Annotated in this window: 16 protein-coding genes and 1 pseudogene; all 17 read right to left on the bottom strand. The window is 35.1% G+C overall.

The genetic code is table 11. From position 1 onward, the window contains the following. Positions 1–229: 229 nt before the first annotated feature. The 17 genes and pseudogenes from MHI24_RS27650 to MHI24_RS27570 all read right to left on the bottom strand — a co-directional run bounded on the left by MHI24_RS27650 (position 230) and on the right by MHI24_RS27570 (position 20405). Positions 230–985 (bottom strand): radical SAM protein, encoded by a 756-nt coding sequence (locus tag MHI24_RS27650; RefSeq protein ID WP_340026817.1) that lies wholly within the window; start codon positions 983–985, stop codon positions 230–232. Between the two features lie 1098 nt (positions 986–2083). Then, positions 2084–3748, bottom strand: coding sequence for a cobalamin-dependent protein (locus tag MHI24_RS27645; protein ID WP_340022744.1), 1665 nt, complete (start codon positions 3746–3748; stop codon positions 2084–2086). A 365-nt stretch (positions 3749–4113) separates the two neighbouring features. Further along, positions 4114–5601: a class I adenylate-forming enzyme family protein gene (locus MHI24_RS27640; protein ID WP_340022743.1), complete on the bottom strand. Its 1488-nt coding sequence runs from the start codon at positions 5599–5601 to the stop codon at positions 4114–4116. 30 nt (positions 5602–5631) lie between these two features. Next, positions 5632–6990, bottom strand: a complete 1359-nt coding sequence (locus MHI24_RS27635; protein WP_340022742.1) for an aspartate aminotransferase family protein — start codon at positions 6988–6990, stop codon at positions 5632–5634. 92 nt (positions 6991–7082) lie between these two features. Continuing rightward, positions 7083–7823: an SDR family oxidoreductase gene (locus tag MHI24_RS27630; RefSeq protein ID WP_340022741.1), complete on the bottom strand. Its 741-nt coding sequence runs from the start codon at positions 7821–7823 to the stop codon at positions 7083–7085. Further along, a pseudogene (locus MHI24_RS27625) lies at positions 7816–8875 on the bottom strand (GDP-mannose 4,6-dehydratase). The gene MHI24_RS27630 and the pseudogene MHI24_RS27625 overlap by 8 nt, the downstream one beginning before the upstream one ends. A gap of 21 nt (positions 8876–8896) precedes the next feature. Then, positions 8897–9154: an acyl carrier protein gene (locus MHI24_RS27620; protein WP_340022740.1), complete on the bottom strand. Its 258-nt coding sequence runs from the start codon at positions 9152–9154 to the stop codon at positions 8897–8899. A 30-nt stretch (positions 9155–9184) separates the two neighbouring features. After that, on the bottom strand, positions 9185–10108 hold the full coding sequence (locus MHI24_RS27615; protein ID WP_340022739.1) for a glycosyltransferase: 924 nt from the start codon (positions 10106–10108) through the stop codon (positions 9185–9187). A gap of 14 nt (positions 10109–10122) precedes the next feature. After that, a complete protein-coding gene (locus tag MHI24_RS27610; protein WP_340022738.1) occupies positions 10123–11331 on the bottom strand; it encodes a glycosyltransferase family 4 protein in 1209 nt (402 codons plus the stop codon). Between the two features lie 9 nt (positions 11332–11340). Next, on the bottom strand, positions 11341–12972 hold the full coding sequence (locus tag MHI24_RS27605) for a radical SAM protein (protein ID WP_340022737.1): 1632 nt from the start codon (positions 12970–12972) through the stop codon (positions 11341–11343). A 16-nt stretch (positions 12973–12988) separates the two neighbouring features. Next, positions 12989–13774 (bottom strand): ABC-2 family transporter protein, encoded by a 786-nt coding sequence (locus tag MHI24_RS27600; RefSeq protein WP_340022735.1) that lies wholly within the window; start codon positions 13772–13774, stop codon positions 12989–12991. 43 nt (positions 13775–13817) lie between these two features. Then, complete coding sequence (locus tag MHI24_RS27595) at positions 13818–14621, bottom strand: ABC-2 family transporter protein (protein WP_340022734.1); 804 nt, start codon at positions 14619–14621, stop codon at positions 13818–13820. A gap of 16 nt (positions 14622–14637) precedes the next feature. Continuing rightward, a complete protein-coding gene (locus MHI24_RS27590; RefSeq protein WP_340022733.1) occupies positions 14638–15612 on the bottom strand; it encodes an ATP-binding cassette domain-containing protein in 975 nt (324 codons plus the stop codon). Then, complete coding sequence (locus tag MHI24_RS27585; RefSeq protein ID WP_340022732.1) at positions 15605–16549, bottom strand: hypothetical protein; 945 nt, start codon at positions 16547–16549, stop codon at positions 15605–15607. Before MHI24_RS27585 ends, MHI24_RS27590 begins: the two co-directional genes overlap by 8 nt. A 61-nt stretch (positions 16550–16610) precedes the next feature. Then, positions 16611–18485 (bottom strand): radical SAM protein, encoded by a 1875-nt coding sequence (locus MHI24_RS27580; protein ID WP_340022731.1) that lies wholly within the window; start codon positions 18483–18485, stop codon positions 16611–16613. A 26-nt stretch (positions 18486–18511) separates the two neighbouring features. Next, positions 18512–19249 carry a PIG-L family deacetylase gene (locus MHI24_RS27575; RefSeq protein WP_340022730.1) on the bottom strand — a complete coding sequence of 246 codons (738 nt, stop codon included), beginning with the start codon at positions 19247–19249 and terminating at the stop codon, positions 18512–18514. 22 nt (positions 19250–19271) lie between these two features. Further along, positions 19272–20405 carry a radical SAM protein gene (locus MHI24_RS27570; protein WP_340022729.1) on the bottom strand — a complete coding sequence of 378 codons (1134 nt, stop codon included), beginning with the start codon at positions 20403–20405 and terminating at the stop codon, positions 19272–19274. Positions 20406–20431: the final 26 nt, after the last annotated feature.

Here is a 20431-nt window from a genome sequence, read left to right as displayed (position 1 = left end):
TCGGAACAAAAACAGCTGAAACATCGTCTGTAAGCAGAAGTATAAAGAGTTTAATAACAAAGACTTACCAAAATGTGGAGCAATATTCAGTTTATATTCCATCCTTATTTTTACAGAGATTATTTTTATATGCTCACACTTTCGAAGGTAAATCCTTCTACCCTCTAGTACATTGGGTTATTTCATAATCAATCTTCAACGTACAGCCGCTATCAATCAAAAACTTTTGTCAAAATCTATTTATAACTAACTTATCCTTTTTCAAAAGTTCTATTAGTTTTTCCCATGAAGGGGAAATAACTGACTCAATACGATCGGGATCCACTTTAATATTGTGATACATGCCACACAGGGAACATAATTGTTCGTACATCCTAACCAGGTTATTTATATTTATTTCATTAATATTTTTAATTCCTATATCATAATTAAACAATCTGGCAATGGAGCCGCCAACACTACAAGGATAGAACCCTGAAAAGTTAAGTCCCAGCCCGTTTTTCATTGTTGCCCAACAACCTGCGTAGGTATGGTTATCATACATATCCAAATCTTTAGGAGCCACGTGAAATAAGGTGAAATTATCAATGTATTTGTTCTCTTTTGCTGTATTTTCTATTAATATGTCAGGAAAACGATTTTTTATATATTCTATTTTTTGTTTGGTGTGTTTAGATTTACCATTCGTACTTACTATTAAATCTAGATTTCTGTTAAACTTTGTCTTATATAGATATAGTCTTTCAACAATTTCATCGAAATGGGGATGAATGGTAGGCTCCCCTCCCATTATTCTTATCTGTTTCCATAAATGTTGGTTTTCAATAGATTGAGCTATAAACTTCGAGAATTGGGTTAAAGACATATTTTCTTCCTCCCTACCGTCTACAATCGATAATCCACGATTGCAGTTGAAACACTTTAATGTACACTTAAAAGTAATATCAATCTCTAATTTGTAGATATTAGGCGTAAGTGTTTTCATAAACAACCAAGAACCTCCTTATTCATACTGCAGCTTCGCAGGCACAAGATCAACACTAAAAATAAACTCAGCTTCAATTGTCTATTATTGTGAAGGGGAGCTTTTAATATTTTTTTTACCGTTTTATTTATTTTTTTGATTGATTAAACACATGTCTCCATTTTTATGTTAAGGCTTGATACACTAGGTGTTTTTTTATAAAAAAAGTAATCTTTTATCGAAAGGCTATGCAGGTATAAGAAAAAATCGTTTCTGCGATGAATGAAATATAAGTGATGACATCAAATCGGTCATCATTCCCGGAAATATTAATTCTTCTTGTTAACCAGCGAAATCTTCAAGTGATTTACTTTTGGATGCATAGGGCTAATGCCATGAGACTTCCCTCTTCAAGATTGAATATTCCGCGGGCGGTAGACCATTATAGTCTTAGTGAATACACAGGAACATAAGAAACAACTCCCCGTTCTGAATATGCTCCAATGAACATATATTTCTGACTTGCAAACGGATCTGTTACAATATCTGATTCATCATCCAACGATATTACAATGATTTTTTGATTGTAGAAAATATCTGTGTCCAGAATCATCGATGAAAACAAATGAGCTATGGAATTATATTAATATTTAGGAATAACTAAAACATAATGGTAATCACCAACCCTAGAACATTCTAGGGCACCGAATATAGCATTCATATCCTCAAGGATAAGAGAGTATGTTCCATGCAATTTCTGAATAAATGCAATAAATCTTTTTTTGAAAAAAAGAGACTGCATGATGTTTATTTCCTGTAATCCTTTCTAATTCCCAAAGATGGATTAAGCGAATTGTTGGGGCATCTTTTCTCCATAATGAAATATTTTGGTCGTGTCTGTGGGAGTCCGTCATAATATTGCAAAACGGTGAAATACAACAATACACAGAAAGGTAGTATCCATCAGCCAGATCAGAAATCATTGGTTACTCACCATTGTTTCCATATGTCATGCCCCCCGGTAATTACCACTATCAACATAATTCCCAATTCCTCCTAAATATTCATCTGGAAGTCCTGAACAGTTGTATCATAATGCTTGTAAACTAATAGACAGATTTAAATATAGAGAGGAAGCTTCTCACCGATTTTTCTTTTAATATCTATTTTCTTTAATTGAAATATCAATTTATGCTGAATACCTTTAATTTCATCAAAGTATACAACCATTTGATTAATCCAATTGTTCAGATAGTTATCTGAGATCTCCACATCATCTTTTTCAACAAAAGTTATTATCTCAATATAATTACTGTAATTCAGCTCATTCAAATCATTTCGTAAAACTTGTAGCAGCTCATAAAGTTCTTGGATTACGGGAATATGCAAAATCTCAGGAAATATACGTTTTAGTCTATAGTAAACTTTTGTGAAAAAAAAATGTTCATGTTCGTAAGCTTCCAACAGTTCAAGATAATCTTCCCGTAGCTTATAAATTCTTTTCGCTAAGTACTCAACCTTTCGATCTTTGAATGTATATTCATACATTCCCATACAATCAATTATGCCTTCCTGATCAACAAAATCTTCGGAAATCAGTAATCCGTCCCGCTTCACTTGGTTAAATGCTTCTGTCCCGCTAAAGAGTTGCAAATAATATGTATATTTAAGCAAATTGTCTCCTAGAGCTTCTTCATAGAGAAACTTAGCGTTAACACGAAGGTCTTCGAAGGTACTGTAGGGATTATACATAATAAATCCATGCACAATGTAGATACCTGCTTCTTTAAACCTTTCAATTATTCTATGAGTGTCTTCCATTTTCTTATATTTCCGATAAAGTCCTATGTCATGTGCACTAGCTGCTTCCGTTCCGGTACAAATATCTTCAACACCTGCATCCACTAAAAGTTGAATTAATTCATTATCTTCATCGCTCCAGTTTTCCGCACGTAAAAAGACTCTTAGTCTGATATTAAGTTTTCTTTTGATAATTTCTTTTGTAAGCTGCCTTATTCTTTTCTTTCCTCTCACACCCGGATCTTCAAAGGTAGGATCTGTAAAGTCAAACACAGGTGGTATTTCAGTTGGGAACTGAAGCACAATCTGTTCCAGTTCATCTACTATATTCTCAACCGATCTCCCCCTCCAAAATCCTTGTTTTCCACAATTGCGTAAAGCTGTAGTCACACAAAAACTACATTTACCCGTACATCCCCTTGCTCCGGTAAAATTAAATGTAAGTGTACCGCTATCATTTCGAATATTTCTTCTCAGAGGAAATGGGATTTGATCTAAATCTTTGATTGCCTCAGCGTAAGGGTTTTTATGCAATATCCCATCTTTATCCCTCCAAGTAACACTCGGGATATTTTCCAAAGTTTTTCCATTTATCAAAGTATAAGTAAAAGCGCTTATTATTGATTCTGCTTCCCCACTGATTACCGAGTCCAGATGAATAAATTTCTTCAATAGCTCAATTTCATTGAAATTGACAGCTGAACCTCCTGAAGTAATATGACAATCAGGAAGTTTCTTTTTTATTTGGCGAGTAATATTTATAATTCTACTTATAGGCATATAATTAAGAGTTAAAGCGATAATGTCTGGCTTGTATTCGGACATTTCTATTATATTTTCAAGGTCATCTCCTTCTAAAAAATGGAATGATCTTTCTTCAATGCCATCTCTTCTTAAACTGGCTGCCAAATAATTTACTCCCAGATGTTCTTGCGCCATGGAATACCGTTTTGTGTAAAGAATAACAAACGCTAATTTAGCCATTCTAATCACCACCTTCTTTTAACTTAGAAATGTCATACTAATAATGGAATAATTACAAGGACTTCGGGCTTGGAATGCTTGTTATCATCATTAGAGTTTCTTCATTATATAAGTTGATAGGTCTTCAAAGTTATTAAGTAGCCTACCGTTTAAATCATCATCACCGATCTCAATATCAAATACTTCCTCTATTCTCAAAAGATACTCCATGATAAGGATGGAATTCAGACTATATTCAAGCGCTATGTTGCTAGTATGCGTATTAATCATTTCGGGCTGAACATCCAACTCACCAATCTCTATTAACAATTCTTTCAAGCGTTCTATGACTTGTTCTTTGTCTATTACAATCACCCATCTTCATTTTAATAACGGCTGAAATGGCCTGGAAGTTCTCGTTTAAGGCATTTTCCTGATCCAGTACGTGGCAAGTTATCTAGAATCCAGAAATATTTCGGCAATTTATAGTTACTTAACTTGGCTTCACAGTGTTGCTTCAATTCAATAATTTCAATGTTGATATTTTTGTCGGTGCAGATAGCACATAATACCACTTCATCACCTTTACTTGACCTGCCTGGATACACTGCTGCATCTAGTATTCCCTCATAACTTAACACTACTTCTTCAATTTCATTAGGATCTATCTTAAATCCATTAATATTTATGAAATCAGTCACTCTTCCCAAAATTGAGATCACTTGATTTGAATGTCTACCCACATCACCAGTCGGAAAATACTCAATTTCTCTTGGGTTATCATCATCCTGCAAATAATATCCTTGCATCATAGAGTCTGATTTCACGTAAATTTCTCCTACTCCATTCCCTAACCCCTTGTAATTCAAGCTATTATCAATTCTAATTCCCGTGTTGAGTAACGGGTAGCCAACTCCGTCTACCTTTGTTCCGCAATGATAGTTAGTAGATATCGCTCCAGTCTCAGTACTGCCGTAAATAGAATAAAGATTAATTCTGAAGCTTTCCTCGAAATTAGCCGTTGTCTGGGGATCACAAACTGTACCAGCATAGAAAGCAGCCCGGGCCAGTTTGATGTCTTCATTATTTTGCTTCAGACGGGTGAAAATGCCCACCATCGGTGGAACTACAGTTAAAATATCACAAGGATTATTTATCAGACCACGAATCACCTTTTTAGGATTAAAAACAGGGTCAATTACCATAGTGCTGTTCGTGATAATTGAAGACATTAACCCAAATCCATACGCAAATGCATGGCTTAAAGGCGTGGTGACATTAACTCGAGCCTCTGAGTAGATATCAATAGTGGAGGTATAATTTATCGCCTCTGCAATGGCAACCCTCTGATTTCTGATACAGATTCTAGGGTGATTATTAGTTCCGGATGTTAGATGTAAAATTGAGCCTTGTAATCCGGAACTTGTGCCGGTATAGGAGCCTACCTCAGAAAGTTGAAATGAGACCTTTCCAATTGTGTATTCTAATAACGTTTCCTCATTTGAACGTGGTATATATTTAGATACATTTTCCATGCTTTCATGAACCACAAATCTTACGGGAGCTCCACTTATTCCCCGGTCAAACTCAGCGTTAGTGCTGGAGCCATGCAGCAACAAAGGGTTACATTGCAGATAGAGCAGTGCCATTAAGACAATTGGAAAGGAGACGGTATTAGTTAATAGAACAGCGACGATATCTCCTTTTTCTAAACCCTTATCCATAAAACTATCCGCAACAGACTTCGATAATTTTATAAGTTCATCCGAATTCCATACTCTACCGCTTGCTCCGCAATCAATAGCGCCGGAGAACCGTTCCCAATTCATTATTACTTCATCATTATTTTTCTTAGTCATCAAATCATTTATCATATTCCTCATCTCCAGCTTTCAGCTATTACCTTACACTCTTGAATGCAATTTAACTGAATCCATGGAACTCCAATTTATTCTGCGAATAACCTTGTCCATTTTCTCAAGAACTATATCCAATTGCTCTGTTGTATGTAATGTGGATAGATACCATGGCTCAAACTGATTTGGATGGATGTACACGCCTTCTATTTGAAGCTCGTTTTGAAATTTTATATACTTATCCTTATTTGTGAATTTTTTAATTTCTCTGTAATCTTCAAATCTTTGGGTAAAACCTTCTTCTACAAATGATAGACTGATCATAGCTCCTACATTTTGCACTGAAACAGGAATGCCCGCCGTCTTAAAGATCTGCAGTAATTCTGTACACAAATATCGGCTATTATCTTCTAGAGTGCTATATATCCACTCTCCATTAGTGTCATATTCCTGCTGTACTGCTAATGTTGCTGCAAGGCACATAGGATTTCCCGAGTACACACCGCCATGGAACACTCTCCCTTCAACGAGTAAATTCATGACTTCTCTGCGGCCGCCGATGGCTGAAATGGGAACTCCCCCGTTCATGGCTTTAGATAAAAGTGTGATATCACTTTGAACACCATATCTTTCTTGGGCACCTCCGCGTGCAACCCTATATCCGCTAATGATTTCATCGAAAATAAGCAATGATCCATAATCTTGTGTCAGTTTGCGGACACCTTGAAGATATCCATCCTTTGGAGCAATGACACCTGCATTGCCCATCACAGGCTCCATAATAACTGCAGCAATTGTCTCTCCTTTTTCCTCGAAAAATGTCTTTAACAGGTTTAAATTATTCCATGGAAGCACAAAAATGTTTTGCGGTTCTCCACCCATTCCCTCTGTACCTGGAATAGCATTATATGACGGTTGACTTTCTATATCCGCTATCTCAGCATGATATTTATGAAATACAGCATTAGATGAACCATGATAATGACCTTCAAAAACTACAATATTAGTTCTATTGGTGTAGGCACGAGCTAACCGCACAGCAGTTTGGGCCACTTCAGTCCCTGAAGAAGAGAATCGGATGAGGTCGATAGAAGGGAAAGATTTTTTGATTAACAATGCAACTTCGGAAGATAATTCATGGATAAAACCTAAAACAGTTCCTCTTAATTCAAGCTCTTTTTTTATTGCGTCTGTTACTATTCTAGAGCGGTGACCAAATAGCAAAGGACCATATCCCATGTTCATATCAATTAATTCTTTGCCTTCCACATCCCATACACGGATCCCTTCTGATTTACTTATTACTAATGGGAGCTGATAAGGTAAAAGTCTCATCGTACTGTCAGTACCACCAGCAACATTCTCTTTTGCGGTATCAATTAATACTTTATTGAGTTTTGAAATCATTTCGAGTCCTCCTAATCATTATTTCATTAAAATTGGTATACATATCGCAAAGACAAAAGCTTGAAGACTCACTCTTCAGCTCAACTGGTATTTTAAATACTTATACCTCCATCAATGACGATCACTTGTCCGGTAATATACGTTACTTTATCATTTGCAAGAAAGCTTACTGTTTCCGCTACCTCCTCAGGTGAACCAAAGCGGTTTAAGGGAATCGTCTCCAGATAACGGTTCCGTTCTTTTTCAGGTAATGAATCTAACATCCCTGTCTCTATGAAACCCGGTGCTATTGCATTCACTTGAATACCATAGGGTGCAGCTTCCAAAGCTATAGTCTTGGTCAGTGAGTTAATTGCTCCTTTGGTGGCGCTGTATACACTTTGGGCATATAAAGCTTTTATTGAACTTACAGAGGAAATATTAATAATTTTCCCCTTTCGGTATCTAATCATCTTTCCCAAAGCTATTTTAGTACAATAAATATATCCTTTTAAATTCACATCCAGCATTTCCTCGACTTTCTCGAGATTCTGCATAGGCAAGATGGATTCATAAAAAACTCCTGAATTATTTATAAGCAAGTCTATTCCACCAAACGTATTTATTACTTCTTCAAACATAAATTTCACTTCATTTATTTTTGTAATATCTGCCTTTATAAGTTTCACTCTATTCCCCATGGACTCTATCTCTTCAGCTAATATTGCTGCTTCGGATGCACTTGTATGATAATTGAGCCCTATATCAAAACCATCCATCGCTAATTTTCTCACGATTGCTCTTCCAATACCTTTGGCCGATCCTGTAATTAAAGCAACCTTAGGCTTAATCATTATCGTCTGCATCCTTCCCATAATCCTCTTCAGACCTAACTACGGCCTTTGCTGGTTTATTAAAGATACAATCCACTACAAAATTCATTGAATGCCTGTCACTTTGGTAACAGTATTCGAATTGGTTCTGCCATTCTTTATTGCTTTTAAACCATTGGTAGGTTAGCTCAAGTCCCTTTTCCATTGAAGTAGCAGGAAACCAGCCTAAATTTTCCTTAATCTTACCTGCATTGATAACCAATCTTTTACCTCTTTGATTATTTTCCCTGCTCAAAACTTGTTCAATAGTTGAATTTTTTCGATTAATACTGATCAGCTTTTCCGCTATTTCTGAGATCGAGCTTCCAATTCCAGAGGATATATTATGAATCTGATCAAAACATTTATTCTCCATAATCATTTTAATTGCTTGTACAGCATCTTCAACATAAACAAAATCTCTAATATAATTTCCTTCGATATCCAGATCATACTCGCTAATTAATCGGGTAATTACTCTAGGAATAATTCTGTCAGGTAACTGAAACGGCCCATACAAATTAGTTAATCTAAACACACTAGCCTTCAAATTGAAGCACCTTTGGTATGAATAAACAATTGCTTCACAAGCTTCTTTCGAAGCGCCATAGGGAGAGACGGGCTTAATCCGATCAGTTTCATCATAGTCTTCGTTGCTTTCCCCCCCGTATACCTCTACAGATGAGGCTAAAAAAAACAGGTAGCTTCATCTTAACTGCGGTATCTAATATCCGTGTTAGACTTAATATGTTGTTTCGTAAAGTGTTCTCAGGATAGTAGTAGGAATAATCCACATGGGGTAATGCAGCAAGATGAATAATACAATCCGTGTCTTCGGGAAGCTTAATTAAATCTTTGGATAAATCTATAAATATCGATTCGAAATGAATGTCTTGTCTAATTAGTTCCAGTCTCCGAAATTGATCAGCAATGTCAACCAACACAATTTCATAACCATGCTTATAAAGATAAATGGCTAAATTGACCCCGACAAAACCAGCACCGCCAGTTATAACAACCTTTTTTTTAGGCATAATTCCCTCCTTAACATTAATTCAATCATTTAATTTCTTTTCAATATATTCAGTAATACTTGACAAGTATTTTACCAACTCCACGTTCAAGTCTTCATCGGAAACCTCTATTCCGAACTTTTCCTCAACTCTTACTAGAATCTCAATGCTTTCTATTGAATTTAGACCAATAGCCTCTACCAAATCCGTATCTTCATCAATAGCTTTCGGGTCAAATTTATCTCTTAAAGATTGCCCATAGATTTCCTTTACCGCTTCCAAAACAAGTGCTTTTTCCATAATTAAATTCCTCCTATTTATTATTTATGTTTAATTCATTCCTTTTACCCGAAATACATTTGTATCTTTAAAATACGTTTGTTCTCCAGTCGGTGAGTGCGTCAACTTATCATTCTTAACTGAAAGGTTATAGTCTTCCAAACTAAGCCTTCCTTGCTCAAATTCTAAATATAGCTCCATGGCATAACAACGGTTATGCTTATTGTACATATACGTGAAATTATCCATAAACTGTTTGGGAATCTCAGATGACCGCGGGTGTTCCAGATGATAATTTTTTGCATTTTCATTTAAGTAAATGCTTGAGCCATTCTGACATAACCTATACCCTAACTCAATATCTTCGCAGCCCCATCCTTTAAAGTTCGGGTCAAATCCGCCAATTTCATTAATCACTGATTTTCTGACAGATAAGTTTGAAAAAACAGCAGCAATCCATTGGATTTCATAATTTGATGGAGCATTATTGAACATTCTTTTTATAGCCTTATGGTAGTCATCTGAACGTGATAATCTTTTGTAGAATTTCATATCCTGATTAAGATCTTTTATAATTTCCTCTGACTTCAACTCAAGATTTGATACGTATAGCTGAAGTCTCTCCCCTATCACTATAAGCTTAGGATCATTTAACATAACATGAACTTTGAGATGCTCATCTAAAAAGTCATAGGGTAACATCCGATCATCGTCAATAAAGAGTAGAATATCTCCCTTTGCCGCTTCAATCGCTCGATTTCTTGCTGAAGCAAGTCCCCTATTTTCCTGGTAGACATAGTTAATGTTCAGTTTATTTTTGAACTGACTTACAACAAGCTCTGTATGATCGCTGCTCCCATCATTGACAATTACAATTTCATATTCTTCTTTAGTTTTTAGCTGCTGAAACGAATGTAAAACAATATGAAGCCATTCGGCTTTATTATAAGTAGCTATAATAAATGAATTGTTCATCTCAGAAACCCCACTTATTGCTTAATGATGTTCCGGTAATAACGATACATATTCTCTGCAAATAATTCTTTTGAGTATCTATTCATAACAAATTTTCTCGCGTTTACTCTTAGCCGCATATTCATTTCTTCATCTGTAAGCGCTTCTACAATAAGTTGACTCAATAGTTCAGCATCAATCTGCCTTTGCCCGCTGCTATTCTCCTCCACCTGCAGAGCTAGTCCATTGAACTGATCTTTTACAATCTCACTCAATCCATCGATATTTGATATAATCATCATAGCCTGCGAAGCCATTCCTTCGATGGATACCATACCAAACGGCTCGAAGATTGAAGGCATCACAACCACATCTGCACATCTGTAATAGGGCGGCAATTTCGTAAACGGAATCTTAGGGATAATCTCATAACAATCTTCCCCTAGTTGGGACAGCTTCTCTCTGATCTCGTTCTCCTTCCTCCCCTCACCGATCAGAACAAGTTTTATATTTGGTATTCTGAGTATAGTTTTCTTAAATGCTTCAATAAGATAATCCAGTCCTTTCTGTAGAGTAAATCTGCCAGCATATAAGATGATCTTCTTATCTTCGCCTCCCAGTTCTCTTTTCAATTGCAGGTATTCTATCTCTTCGGGATACTCATCTAAATTAATCCCGTAAGGAATCAAAGAAATTTTAGTTTCCGGTATTTTATAGTATTCTACCAGCCATTGCTTAGTCGCTTTACTGGCTGCGATATAAAAATCCGCTAATTGCGCACCCTTTTCTTCAAGTCTTAATGCAACAGTATTTTTCGCGATATCGGGATCTTGAGTAAGAGCAGCCTGTTCCTTCAAAATATGGTGTGTAATGTGATAGCTCATTACTACAGGAATATTAAATGCTTTCTTTAAGTTTGGAACTAAATCAATCGGTAAGGCATCATGAATGTGAATTAGATCAAATCTCACTCCATCCTCCACAATCTTCCTTATACAGCGCATGAAACTCATTTGGGTCTTAAACTCAACTGCCGGATTCATTTGCTCAGCATCTGCGCAGAATATAGTATATATTTTTGAGCTGCCATGTTTTATCACATGATTATGATTTGGATCTATGGTTTTGGTAACTAGATGGATTTCACAATCACTCCCTTCAAGTCCCTCCATTAAATACTGCAGCAGCGTAGAGGTTCCTCCAACTACAGGATATATCTCATAGCTTATATGTAATATTTTCACAATCTCACCTCAATTCACATTTATCCGTTCCCTGATAAGATTTGCCCTAATCGAGCGTTTGATATATAGCATCTCTTCCTTCTCAAGTGTATCTACCAATTCGGTTGTCTTCATAATCATCTCTTTTTTAATGGAAGAAAGTTCTCCTTCAGATTTATTCAGTTCAAAACAACTAATAATGCTAAGTATAAATTTATGGTTTTGTTCATTTAGCTGTTTATAAATTAAATCAACCTGTTCCCTAAAACGATCGATTAGTTCAGTGGATAATTCATGTCTGAGCAAGTAATTGGTTGTTCTATTGATTAATGATAGGATTTTGTATTCTAAACTGGCTGCCTTCATAAAGCATGCAGTATGATCAAGAAAGTCACAAAGAAAATTCTTCAGCGGTTCTAAGCGTTCGTCCGCAAACTTCCAATTATAATGACCTAATTCTGTATCGTAATCACCAATCAGCAAACCGTCTTTTTTAATTTGTTCATAAATTGCAGTCCCTTTATAGGGGTAAAGCATGCAAGCATAATTTCTAAACGAATATCCAATATTAGATTTATATAAGAATTCAATATTCTCTTTTAATTCATCATAGGATAAGTAAGGATGCCAAAGAATAAAACCGACCTTTGTACCAAGCTGAGCTCTCCTAAATAGATCTAAGATCCGGTAATTGTCTTCAATGGTAGCTTTTTTGTTATAGAGTTCAATGCCCTTCTCAGTACCGGCTTCGATTCCAATAAAAGCATATTCAAGTCCTGACTTACGTAAGAGCTCCAGTAACGGTAAATCATTATCGTTCCACGTGTTCGCACAAAAATAGACCCCATAATTCACATCAATATTACTTTTTAAGATTTCGCTTGCTATCTCTTGTATTCTCTTTTTCCCGAAATTACCGGGAGATTCATAACTGGAGTCAACAATAAAAAAATTGGTACATCCTGTTTCATTAATGACGTATTTCATTTCATCGACAATGTTCTCCGGACTTCTTCCACGCCATACCTTACCTCGCTGTATCCCCTTAAAGCTTGAGTTGCAAAATGAACATTTATTTACACATCCTCTTGCCGTTATCAACCAGGCGTGCTTTTCACCTTTCATATCTTTAATCATGTCTCTGGCCGGAAATGGCAGTAAATCTAAATTCTCTGGTAACGGGCGATCCGGGTTTTGAATAATCTTCCCGTTTTCTTTGTAGTGGACCCCTAGCACCCCGGACAGGCTCCCATCTTCTTCTAAGGTTTCCACTAATTCAACTATAGTATATTCCCCTTCGCCTCTAATTACCGAGTCCAACCAGCTGTTGCTTGTAAGTAAATAGTTCGCATTATCGGTTGCATAACGGTTTCCACATGTAATATGTAGCTGGGGATTTTGTTCTTTCAGTTTTGAGCCTAACTGTTTAAACCGTTCTTCAAAAGCACAAGGCAATGTAAAACCCACTACATCTGGTTTCTTATCAAGAATTTCATTCACGTGGCAATCCTTAATAATGGATGGGATCTTTACAATTTCCACATAATTCTCTCTTTGTCGAAGCATTGAAGCTAAATAGCCTATTCCAAGTGCTTCCCAGTTATCCCAGGCTTCGGACCCTATCTGCTCAATGAAAATCAATACAATTCTGTATCTTTTCATAATTCCCTCCAGTGCCTTATGAACTTGCTGAGCTATAATGTTTTAATGAAAACTTCCAAACAATGATTGAAACTCCAAAAATAGCCCAACTAATTACAAGAAAGATAATATACTCATGAAATTGAATTGCTTTAATCGCAGATTTTGAGGCAACTGTTAAGGCTAATCCATACGGCAATATATAAGTGAGCACAAAACGGATAACTCCTTTATATATATCTAAGGGCCGGGTTGAAAAGTAACACAAAATTCCATGTATGGAGTCTACAAAATCCGCTTTGACCAACCAAAAGGATAGACAAGTAAAGATAAAATATACAGAGTATTGAATTAGTAAAGCATGCAGGATTGAAACGATGTACAATAAACTACTTGCAAATGTTATCTCTAATCCCCCTTGTATTATTGCAAATGCAATCATGCCCACCCCTGCCAAAGCACTTATAATTGAACCCATATCTGCATTTCGTAAACTTATGAGAAACTGTGAATTTACAGGTTTTGTAATGTAGTAATCCAGCGATCCACTTCTTATCATGCCCGGAATATGCATCAGGTTAAAAAATGGACCGAAGACCCAAAGAGAATCAATAATATTAAACGTACCTATGTAAAAAAACATCTCATATTTTGTCCACCCGGCCAATGAGTCTACGTTTGAATATATCAACTGCATAAATAGAAGCTGCACAGAGAAGAAGGACAGGTTTGTAATGAATACCATAAAAAAGTTAATTCTATAAGTAACCATTTTGATGAAACTCTGCACAATAAATAAGCGGTACAACTTCAGATATCTCATATGTCCTCCTAAAAGATAACAATTTAAAACAAAGGCTTAACGCTTATGCACCGGTCCCAACATATTTTTTTAATCCAAACCTCCAAAGAACTCTGATTAATAAATAAAGCAAGATTATCCATGTGAGCTGAATTAATAGACCTTGATATAATCCAAAGGATGATATCCCTTTCGTAAGTATAACGACTGGAAAAAACGTACAATACATAAAAGGAAGGATTGAAAAGGCACTAAATAAAAATGCGGGAAATAAATCTAACGGAAATACTCTTCCGGATGCAAGATCAAGAACAATATCCTTTAAGAAGAAAAAGGAGGTTACCTCCGTTATCCAGAAAACTAATAAACTAATTAATATATTTATAAAAAAACTTAAAGTAAAAGAGAAAATGATTACAACGGGAAGAAGATACAGCTGTTCTGCAGTAACTGCAAATGAAAGATTCCCAAACCTGAAAATTACAAAAGGTATAAACATTAACACCGCAATTATTAGATTTATCACTTTCTGGGATATAGTTTCCATGAAGCAGTATCCGATGTAATTTATTGGTCTGACTAACAGATTATTTAGAGCGCCTTCTTTAATTTCATTCGCTACTTTATAGCCCATACTTCCAACATTAGTAAACGAACTGATGATAAACATGAAAATGTAATAAACTATGATGGAGTCAAAATTGTATCCATTAATTTCTCCATCCTTCACGTTATTAAATAAAATTCTCCAAAATGCAACCTCAGCTACAACTCTGAAAATATCAATGAATGAAGTTAATATAAAATTCCCTTTGTAGGCGAAGGACGTTTGCAAATTCAACTTCAAGACCTGAAGATACTTCTTCATATGTTATACCCTTCCATTATTTATTGAATAAACTCTCAAAGATATCATTAAGGGGAACTTCCTCAATCGTCATATCAAAGATGTTATCATTTGAAAAAATGGCTTTTCCCAATTCTTTCAAATCCTTTTTATCGACCATCATCCTAACATGTGCATCATTCTTCTCAATTATTTTTCCATATTTCTCAACGCTTTCTAAAGTCTCCGCATGGTCATAACCAAATGATACATACCTATAGTTCAATAAATCTTTATTTATAAGCTTTAGGGATCCGTCGTAAACAATTTTCCCCTCTGAAATAGCAATGATGCGATTACAAAGCTCCTCTATATCCTCTAAATAATGGCTTGTCAAAATCACTGTAACTTTTTTTTCTTTGTTTATGTATTTCAAAAATTCTCTTATTCTTCTTCTAGAAGAAACATCCAAACCAATCGTCGGTTCGTCCAAAAATAATACCTTAGGCTCATGAAGGAGAGCGCCAATCAGTTCACATTTCATTCTTTCCCCCAAGGATAAATTTCTCAAGGGAGTATTAATAATATGCTTTACATCTAATAACTCCGTTAATTCTTGAAGGGTACGGTTATAATTATCATTTGAAATTTCATATATTTCTTTAATTAACTGAAAAGAGTCTAATGCTGGAATGTCCCACCATAATTGATTTTTTTGTCCCATAGTAATAGAAAAGTTCTTTTTAAATGCATTCTGCAGCTGATGCGGTACATACCCCATTACGTTAATAGAACCTTCGGTAGGATGTATTATGCCGGATAGCATTTTAATGGTCGTTGTCTTTCCTGCTCCATTCGGCCCTATGAATCCAATAAAGTCGCCCTCATTGATAGAAAAATTAATGTTGTCAACAGCAATTTTCTTTTCAGTTTTTTTAACGAATAGACTTTTAATACTTGCAAGTAATCCAGGATCTTTTTTGGCAATATCGTAGACTTTAAAAACATTTTTCACTGCAATTATTTCATTCATATGCTCTCCGCCTCTGACTCATAATATATAAGAGAAGTTTTTCCACCTGTTCCTTTTCTTCGTCTACAACTTGGTTAATAAGTTTAAAGACTTTATTTGTTAGATAATTTGTGTCCCCCACTATACTTGCTTTATAAAACAAATTAGCAACGGTCTCCCATTTTGTTGCAAGGCCCGCAATACCATTCGCATTCTGATCTAATTCAGGTAAGGAATATTGTTGATTGACCCAATGCAAATATCTTGCAAACATTTCCCTGCTATCCCTCATCCCTCCGGGCCGAAGGATTTGAAAGAACAGGTCATAGGTAACTTGACTAAACTCCAATTCATTTTCCTTTAATTCTTGTTCCAAATCTTCTAGAAATAATTGAACTCCCTTATAGCCTGTATAAATTTGGTCTTTGCATTGATTGTTCAGATTAAAAGTACAGGTGTTTTGAATAGCAGTTAAATGTTGAGTCAGTCCTGTTTTTTCGTAATCCGCTCCTTCACTTGCTATATACTTTATAGAATTTTTTAATAATGCAGGAGCATATGTTGTCTTGCTAATTTTTCTGTGATGAGTGTCATAAATTTCGTAATAATCGTCATGAATGCACAGGAGCACGACTAATCTCAGATAGTGATTTTTCATATAAAACGGATGGTAGTCTATGTAATAATCATCCATTTCAATGAGGCAAGGAATCTCTTTGGTAGGCTTTGCACTGTTACAAACAGAAAAAGCAATTCCGCTTGCTTCAGAATATCTTTTTAACATCTCCTGGTGGGAACCGTTACGGCCGTTGAATCTTTCGAATTTTTGTTCTTTATTGCGATTACAGGTTGTTCCCATGACCTCTGCTAACCCAAACAGTACAACGGGAGGGACAGGGATTCCCATCAAGTTCAGATAGTGGCTTATATTATCAGTAAAACAAAATGAATCATACATATAATCCCCCTTTATTCTATTCATAGCCTATTCATTTAATACTCTTTAGGATCTTGATTCATTACCTGATGATTTGCCTAATTGTACGTTTCATAATATTTTCATTTGGCATTCTGTATGTTTTTGGTTCTTTTATAAAACCGCCATCATCAATCTGTTTTTTTACCCAGTCCAATGCTTGTATTGCAGCATTATCCTCCGATAAAACCCTCTCTTCAACTGAAGGAATAGGTTCTTGATATAAAAGCTCTAATACTCTAATAACATCCTCACCGATCTTGTGAAATGTCGCACTTACTGGTTCGTATACATATTGTTTATTTGCTTTTTTGAAATAGTAAAACCACACTCTCGGAAAAATGTTCCTCTCAATTTTATACCTCTCAATAAATTGCATAATTCTATTGTAATGATGATTAAGGTTTTTATAGAAATAAGAGGTAATTTCATCTGTCATCTCTATACTGAATTCCCCAGTTGCACTAAGTCCAGCCAGTTGATCAAAAAACATACGGAATACATCAAGATTAAGTTTTGCCAGCTCATACCAGAGTTCATTAAGCTGCTCTCGGATTCTGGTCTCATTTTTATTTTTTATATATACTTTGTAATATTTTTCTATTTCTACTAATTTCAATAGATTTGTTTCTAAGGAAATAGATATGTACACAGATATTTTCTTTAACTTATTTAATTGCAAATCCTTTAACACATATTCATCGTTTATATAATTGCCATCAGCATTTTGAAATAAAACTGTTCCTTCATCAATAGATAAAACTGTCGAGGTGGAAAGTATACAATTTATTAGGTTAATTCCCTTATCAATCTCAAGTCTTGTGTAAAAGTAATTTAAATCAATTTCAATTTCTTCAAATGTACTTTCCGGATTAAATAATATATAACTGCCAACACACTCAACCCCAAGACTATCTAACACTTTCATAGCTTTATAATTATCTTCAGCTTTAAGTTTTTTGCCATAGTACTTTAATGAATTATCATTAAAGCTCTCAAGACCAATAACCACTCTCTTAAGACCAGCCTTCACCAAATATGTAAAAACTTCTTCATCGACATCATCTGCTCTGCAAACAATCTCAAAATCGATTTTTATTTTTCTCATTAATATTTCATCAGCAAGTTGAATTACCCGTTTTCTTCCAATCTTTTTGGCCATGAACAGATTATCATCAAATATCCTGCATCTTTGTATGTTAAATTTATTAATTAGCATTTCCATCTCATTCACAATATTTTCCACACTTCTTATTCTGCACTGAATGCTATTATTATTTTTATAAAATGCTTTTATAGAACAGAAAGAACAAGAAGCGTAACATCCTCGGGAGGAAATCAAATAAGGATCTCCACCTATTGCCATGATCAGAGGTAAAGTATCACGTGAAGGGAATGGTAAAGAATCTAAATCTGTTATAGCATTTGAAGGAGGATTATGAATGCAAGATCCATTCTCTAAATAAGAAATGCCATCTATTTGTTTGAACTCCTCGTTTCGAAGTAATGATTGTATCAATTTACTGACGACATGCTCCCCCTCACCTCTTACAATAAGATTCAATCCATTACAACCATCCAACATCTCTTCCGGTGCTAGCGTCGGATAATAACCGCCTAGAATAATGGGTTTGTCAAACCCCTTATTTCTAATTTGCTTAATCATACTTTTTGTAATTTTAGCCTGACTTTTCGCTACAGAAAACGCTAAAATTTCCGGTTTAATTTCCAATATAATATTGATTATGTGATCTGAATGAAAGGATAAGTTTTCGGCGTCCAAGACCTCAGCCTCAACCCCATCTTTTCTCAGAACCGATAAAATATATCCCACTCCAAGAAACTCAAAGTGATCTTCCCATTTTATATCCAAAATATAATTATTTGCCACTGGAGGAATTATAAATAATACATCCAATAAAAACACTCCTAACTTGAAAGGTCTCACTGTACATTTGATAATTTGTCTATAAATTCACAATAATTATCCTGTTCTAAAACACAAAACCCTTCAGCATAGGTAATTGACTTTAACCTAAATAAATGCCCCCGAAATTCATTTAAAGATAATGTAGTATTTTTAATATTTAAGTATGTATGTTGACTTTTATATAACTCAAGAAAGGACATTTTCGCTTCCATTTTTTTGGTTATGTTTACCGAATGGTTTGAATAGGCAGGACACATCACCTCATAACTTGAAACAGTACAGTTACTTAGTTCTGCTTGGCATAGAGATTCTCGTAAAATTATTGATGTTGATCTGTGATCAACATGCAGATCTAAAATCCAAGGGGTAAAAATCATATCCGGCTTGAAGTCATTCAACAAGTCAGTTAAAATCCCTCTAGCCTCTAAGGAGTTCTCAGTTAATTTTGTATCCTCAAAATCCAGAAAAATCTGCTTCACCCGATCATATTTGTCCCATACTTTCTGCGCTTCTTCTTTACGTATCCAAGCATCTTCAGGTTTTATTCCAAATCTGCCATCTGTCATATAAACGATAACAATTTCTGTATCGTCATCTAAGTATGTCAATAATGTTCCGCCACAGCCTATAACTTCGTCATCATGATGTGGTGAAAGTACAAGCACTTTTGCTGCTTTTATAATTTTCCCAATACCGTTAAGCCTCTTCCCTAAACCTTTTATTACTGTGTCAATTACGGAGCATTCACTCATTTTCCCACTTCCTTTAAACAGTCTATTCTTTTGATGAGAATAATTTCAGCAATTCTAACCGCTCTTGAACTCTTTTTCCTTGTAACAACGGGCGATTTTGGGCTATCTCTTCTAAAGTTAATTCGTTATTGAAATATAGATTAAACAAATGGTAATCCGTAAAGCATTGCGTACAGAAAGGTGCTCTAGGTTTCTTTGCTGTCATCAGTTCATAAATTCTATGATTGTGCATATTTTCAGTAACAGTATCAAACGATGAATTAATATTTCCAATCTGAACAGTCCAACAGTTTGGACAAGGTGTAATGATGCCGTCATCAAATATTTGACTCATAATTTTCGGAACAGAACACTGTGACTGTCTGAAACCATTTTCGATAAAAGAAATCATTTCATTGATATATTTCAGCGGTGGAAGTACTTCACTATATTTATCAAAGTTATAAATTACTTTTTTCAAACTTTTCAATTGATCTTGTTCAGGAAAATATTTCTTTGCGCCAAGGAATCTCACAGGAAAGGGTATTACGTGTATTTTATTCCCATAATTACTCATTATATAATCTAAAAAAATATCAAATTTCTCAATGTTCACTTTACTTAAAACACAATATATCTCAGTTACTATATTATTGTTAATTAACATATCAAGATTTTGAAGTAACTTTTCATTTAGCGTTTCTGATTTTAGACGGCATTGATTCATCTCCAAAGTATGCCCGTCCATTGAAAGCTGAACATTTAAATTTTTTACTGTTGCTAATCTTGCAATGTTTTGCTTATTTAGCAACAAGCCATTCGTTAGTAACTGAACACATTCATAATATTGAGATTCCCGCTCAATCAACTCTTCCAGATTTCTGATGAGCATAATCTCTCCGCCACTAAGCTTTAGTATTGGAGCATTAAACTTTTCACGATAGGTTTTAAGTGTTTCATCTATTTTTTCTTTTATCTTGTATCCATCAGAATATACCAATCCTTTATAATCTTTTGAATAATTCAGTTTTCCATCGATCCTGTTAAATTGATGCTTTTCCTTCAGGTTCGCACCTTCGGCCAGACAGTAATCACAACTCAAATTGCAGAACTCTTCACAGGCTACAAAATCATTTAGCAGTTGTAATATTTTGCCTTCGTTCATTAAGAGTTCCATTTAATTACTCCTTTTATTCCGTTTCT

Source organism: Paenibacillus sp. FSL K6-1096 (assembly GCF_037977055.1).
In the GTDB taxonomy this organism is placed as follows: domain Bacteria; phylum Bacillota; class Bacilli; order Paenibacillales; family Paenibacillaceae; genus Paenibacillus_AQ.
This window is presented reverse-complemented; position numbering and strand designations above follow the sequence as displayed.

Coding starts and splice junctions, on each gene's coding strand:
- MHI24_RS27590 (WP_340022733.1), bottom strand. CDS start 15,612: ATGAATGAAATAATTGCAGTGAAAAATGTTTTTAAAGTCTACGATATT.
- MHI24_RS27605 (WP_340022737.1), bottom strand. CDS start 12,972: ATGAAAAGATACAGAATTGTATTGATTTTCATTGAGCAGATAGGGTCC.
- MHI24_RS27575 (WP_340022730.1), bottom strand. CDS start 19,249: ATGAGTGAATGCTCCGTAATTGACACAGTAATAAAAGGTTTAGGGAAG.
- MHI24_RS27635 (WP_340022742.1), bottom strand. CDS start 6,990: ATGATTTCAAAACTCAATAAAGTATTAATTGATACCGCAAAAGAGAAT.
- MHI24_RS27615 (WP_340022739.1), bottom strand. CDS start 10,108: ATGAACAATTCATTTATTATAGCTACTTATAATAAAGCCGAATGGCTT.
- MHI24_RS27570 (WP_340022729.1), bottom strand. CDS start 20,405: ATGGAACTCTTAATGAACGAAGGCAAAATATTACAACTGCTAAATGAT.
- MHI24_RS27640 (WP_340022743.1), bottom strand. CDS start 5,601: ATGATAAATGATTTGATGACTAAGAAAAATAATGATGAAGTAATAATG.
- MHI24_RS27620 (WP_340022740.1), bottom strand. CDS start 9,154: ATGGAAAAAGCACTTGTTTTGGAAGCGGTAAAGGAAATCTATGGGCAA.
- MHI24_RS27630 (WP_340022741.1), bottom strand. CDS start 7,823: ATGATTAAGCCTAAGGTTGCTTTAATTACAGGATCGGCCAAAGGTATT.
- MHI24_RS27595 (WP_340022734.1), bottom strand. CDS start 14,621: ATGAAGAAGTATCTTCAGGTCTTGAAGTTGAATTTGCAAACGTCCTTC.
- MHI24_RS27600 (WP_340022735.1), bottom strand. CDS start 13,774: ATGAGATATCTGAAGTTGTACCGCTTATTTATTGTGCAGAGTTTCATC.
- MHI24_RS27645 (WP_340022744.1), bottom strand. CDS start 3,748: ATGGCTAAATTAGCGTTTGTTATTCTTTACACAAAACGGTATTCCATG.
- MHI24_RS27585 (WP_340022732.1), bottom strand. CDS start 16,549: ATGTATGATTCATTTTGTTTTACTGATAATATAAGCCACTATCTGAAC.
- MHI24_RS27650 (WP_340026817.1), bottom strand. CDS start 985: ATGAAAACACTTACGCCTAATATCTACAAATTAGAGATTGATATTACT.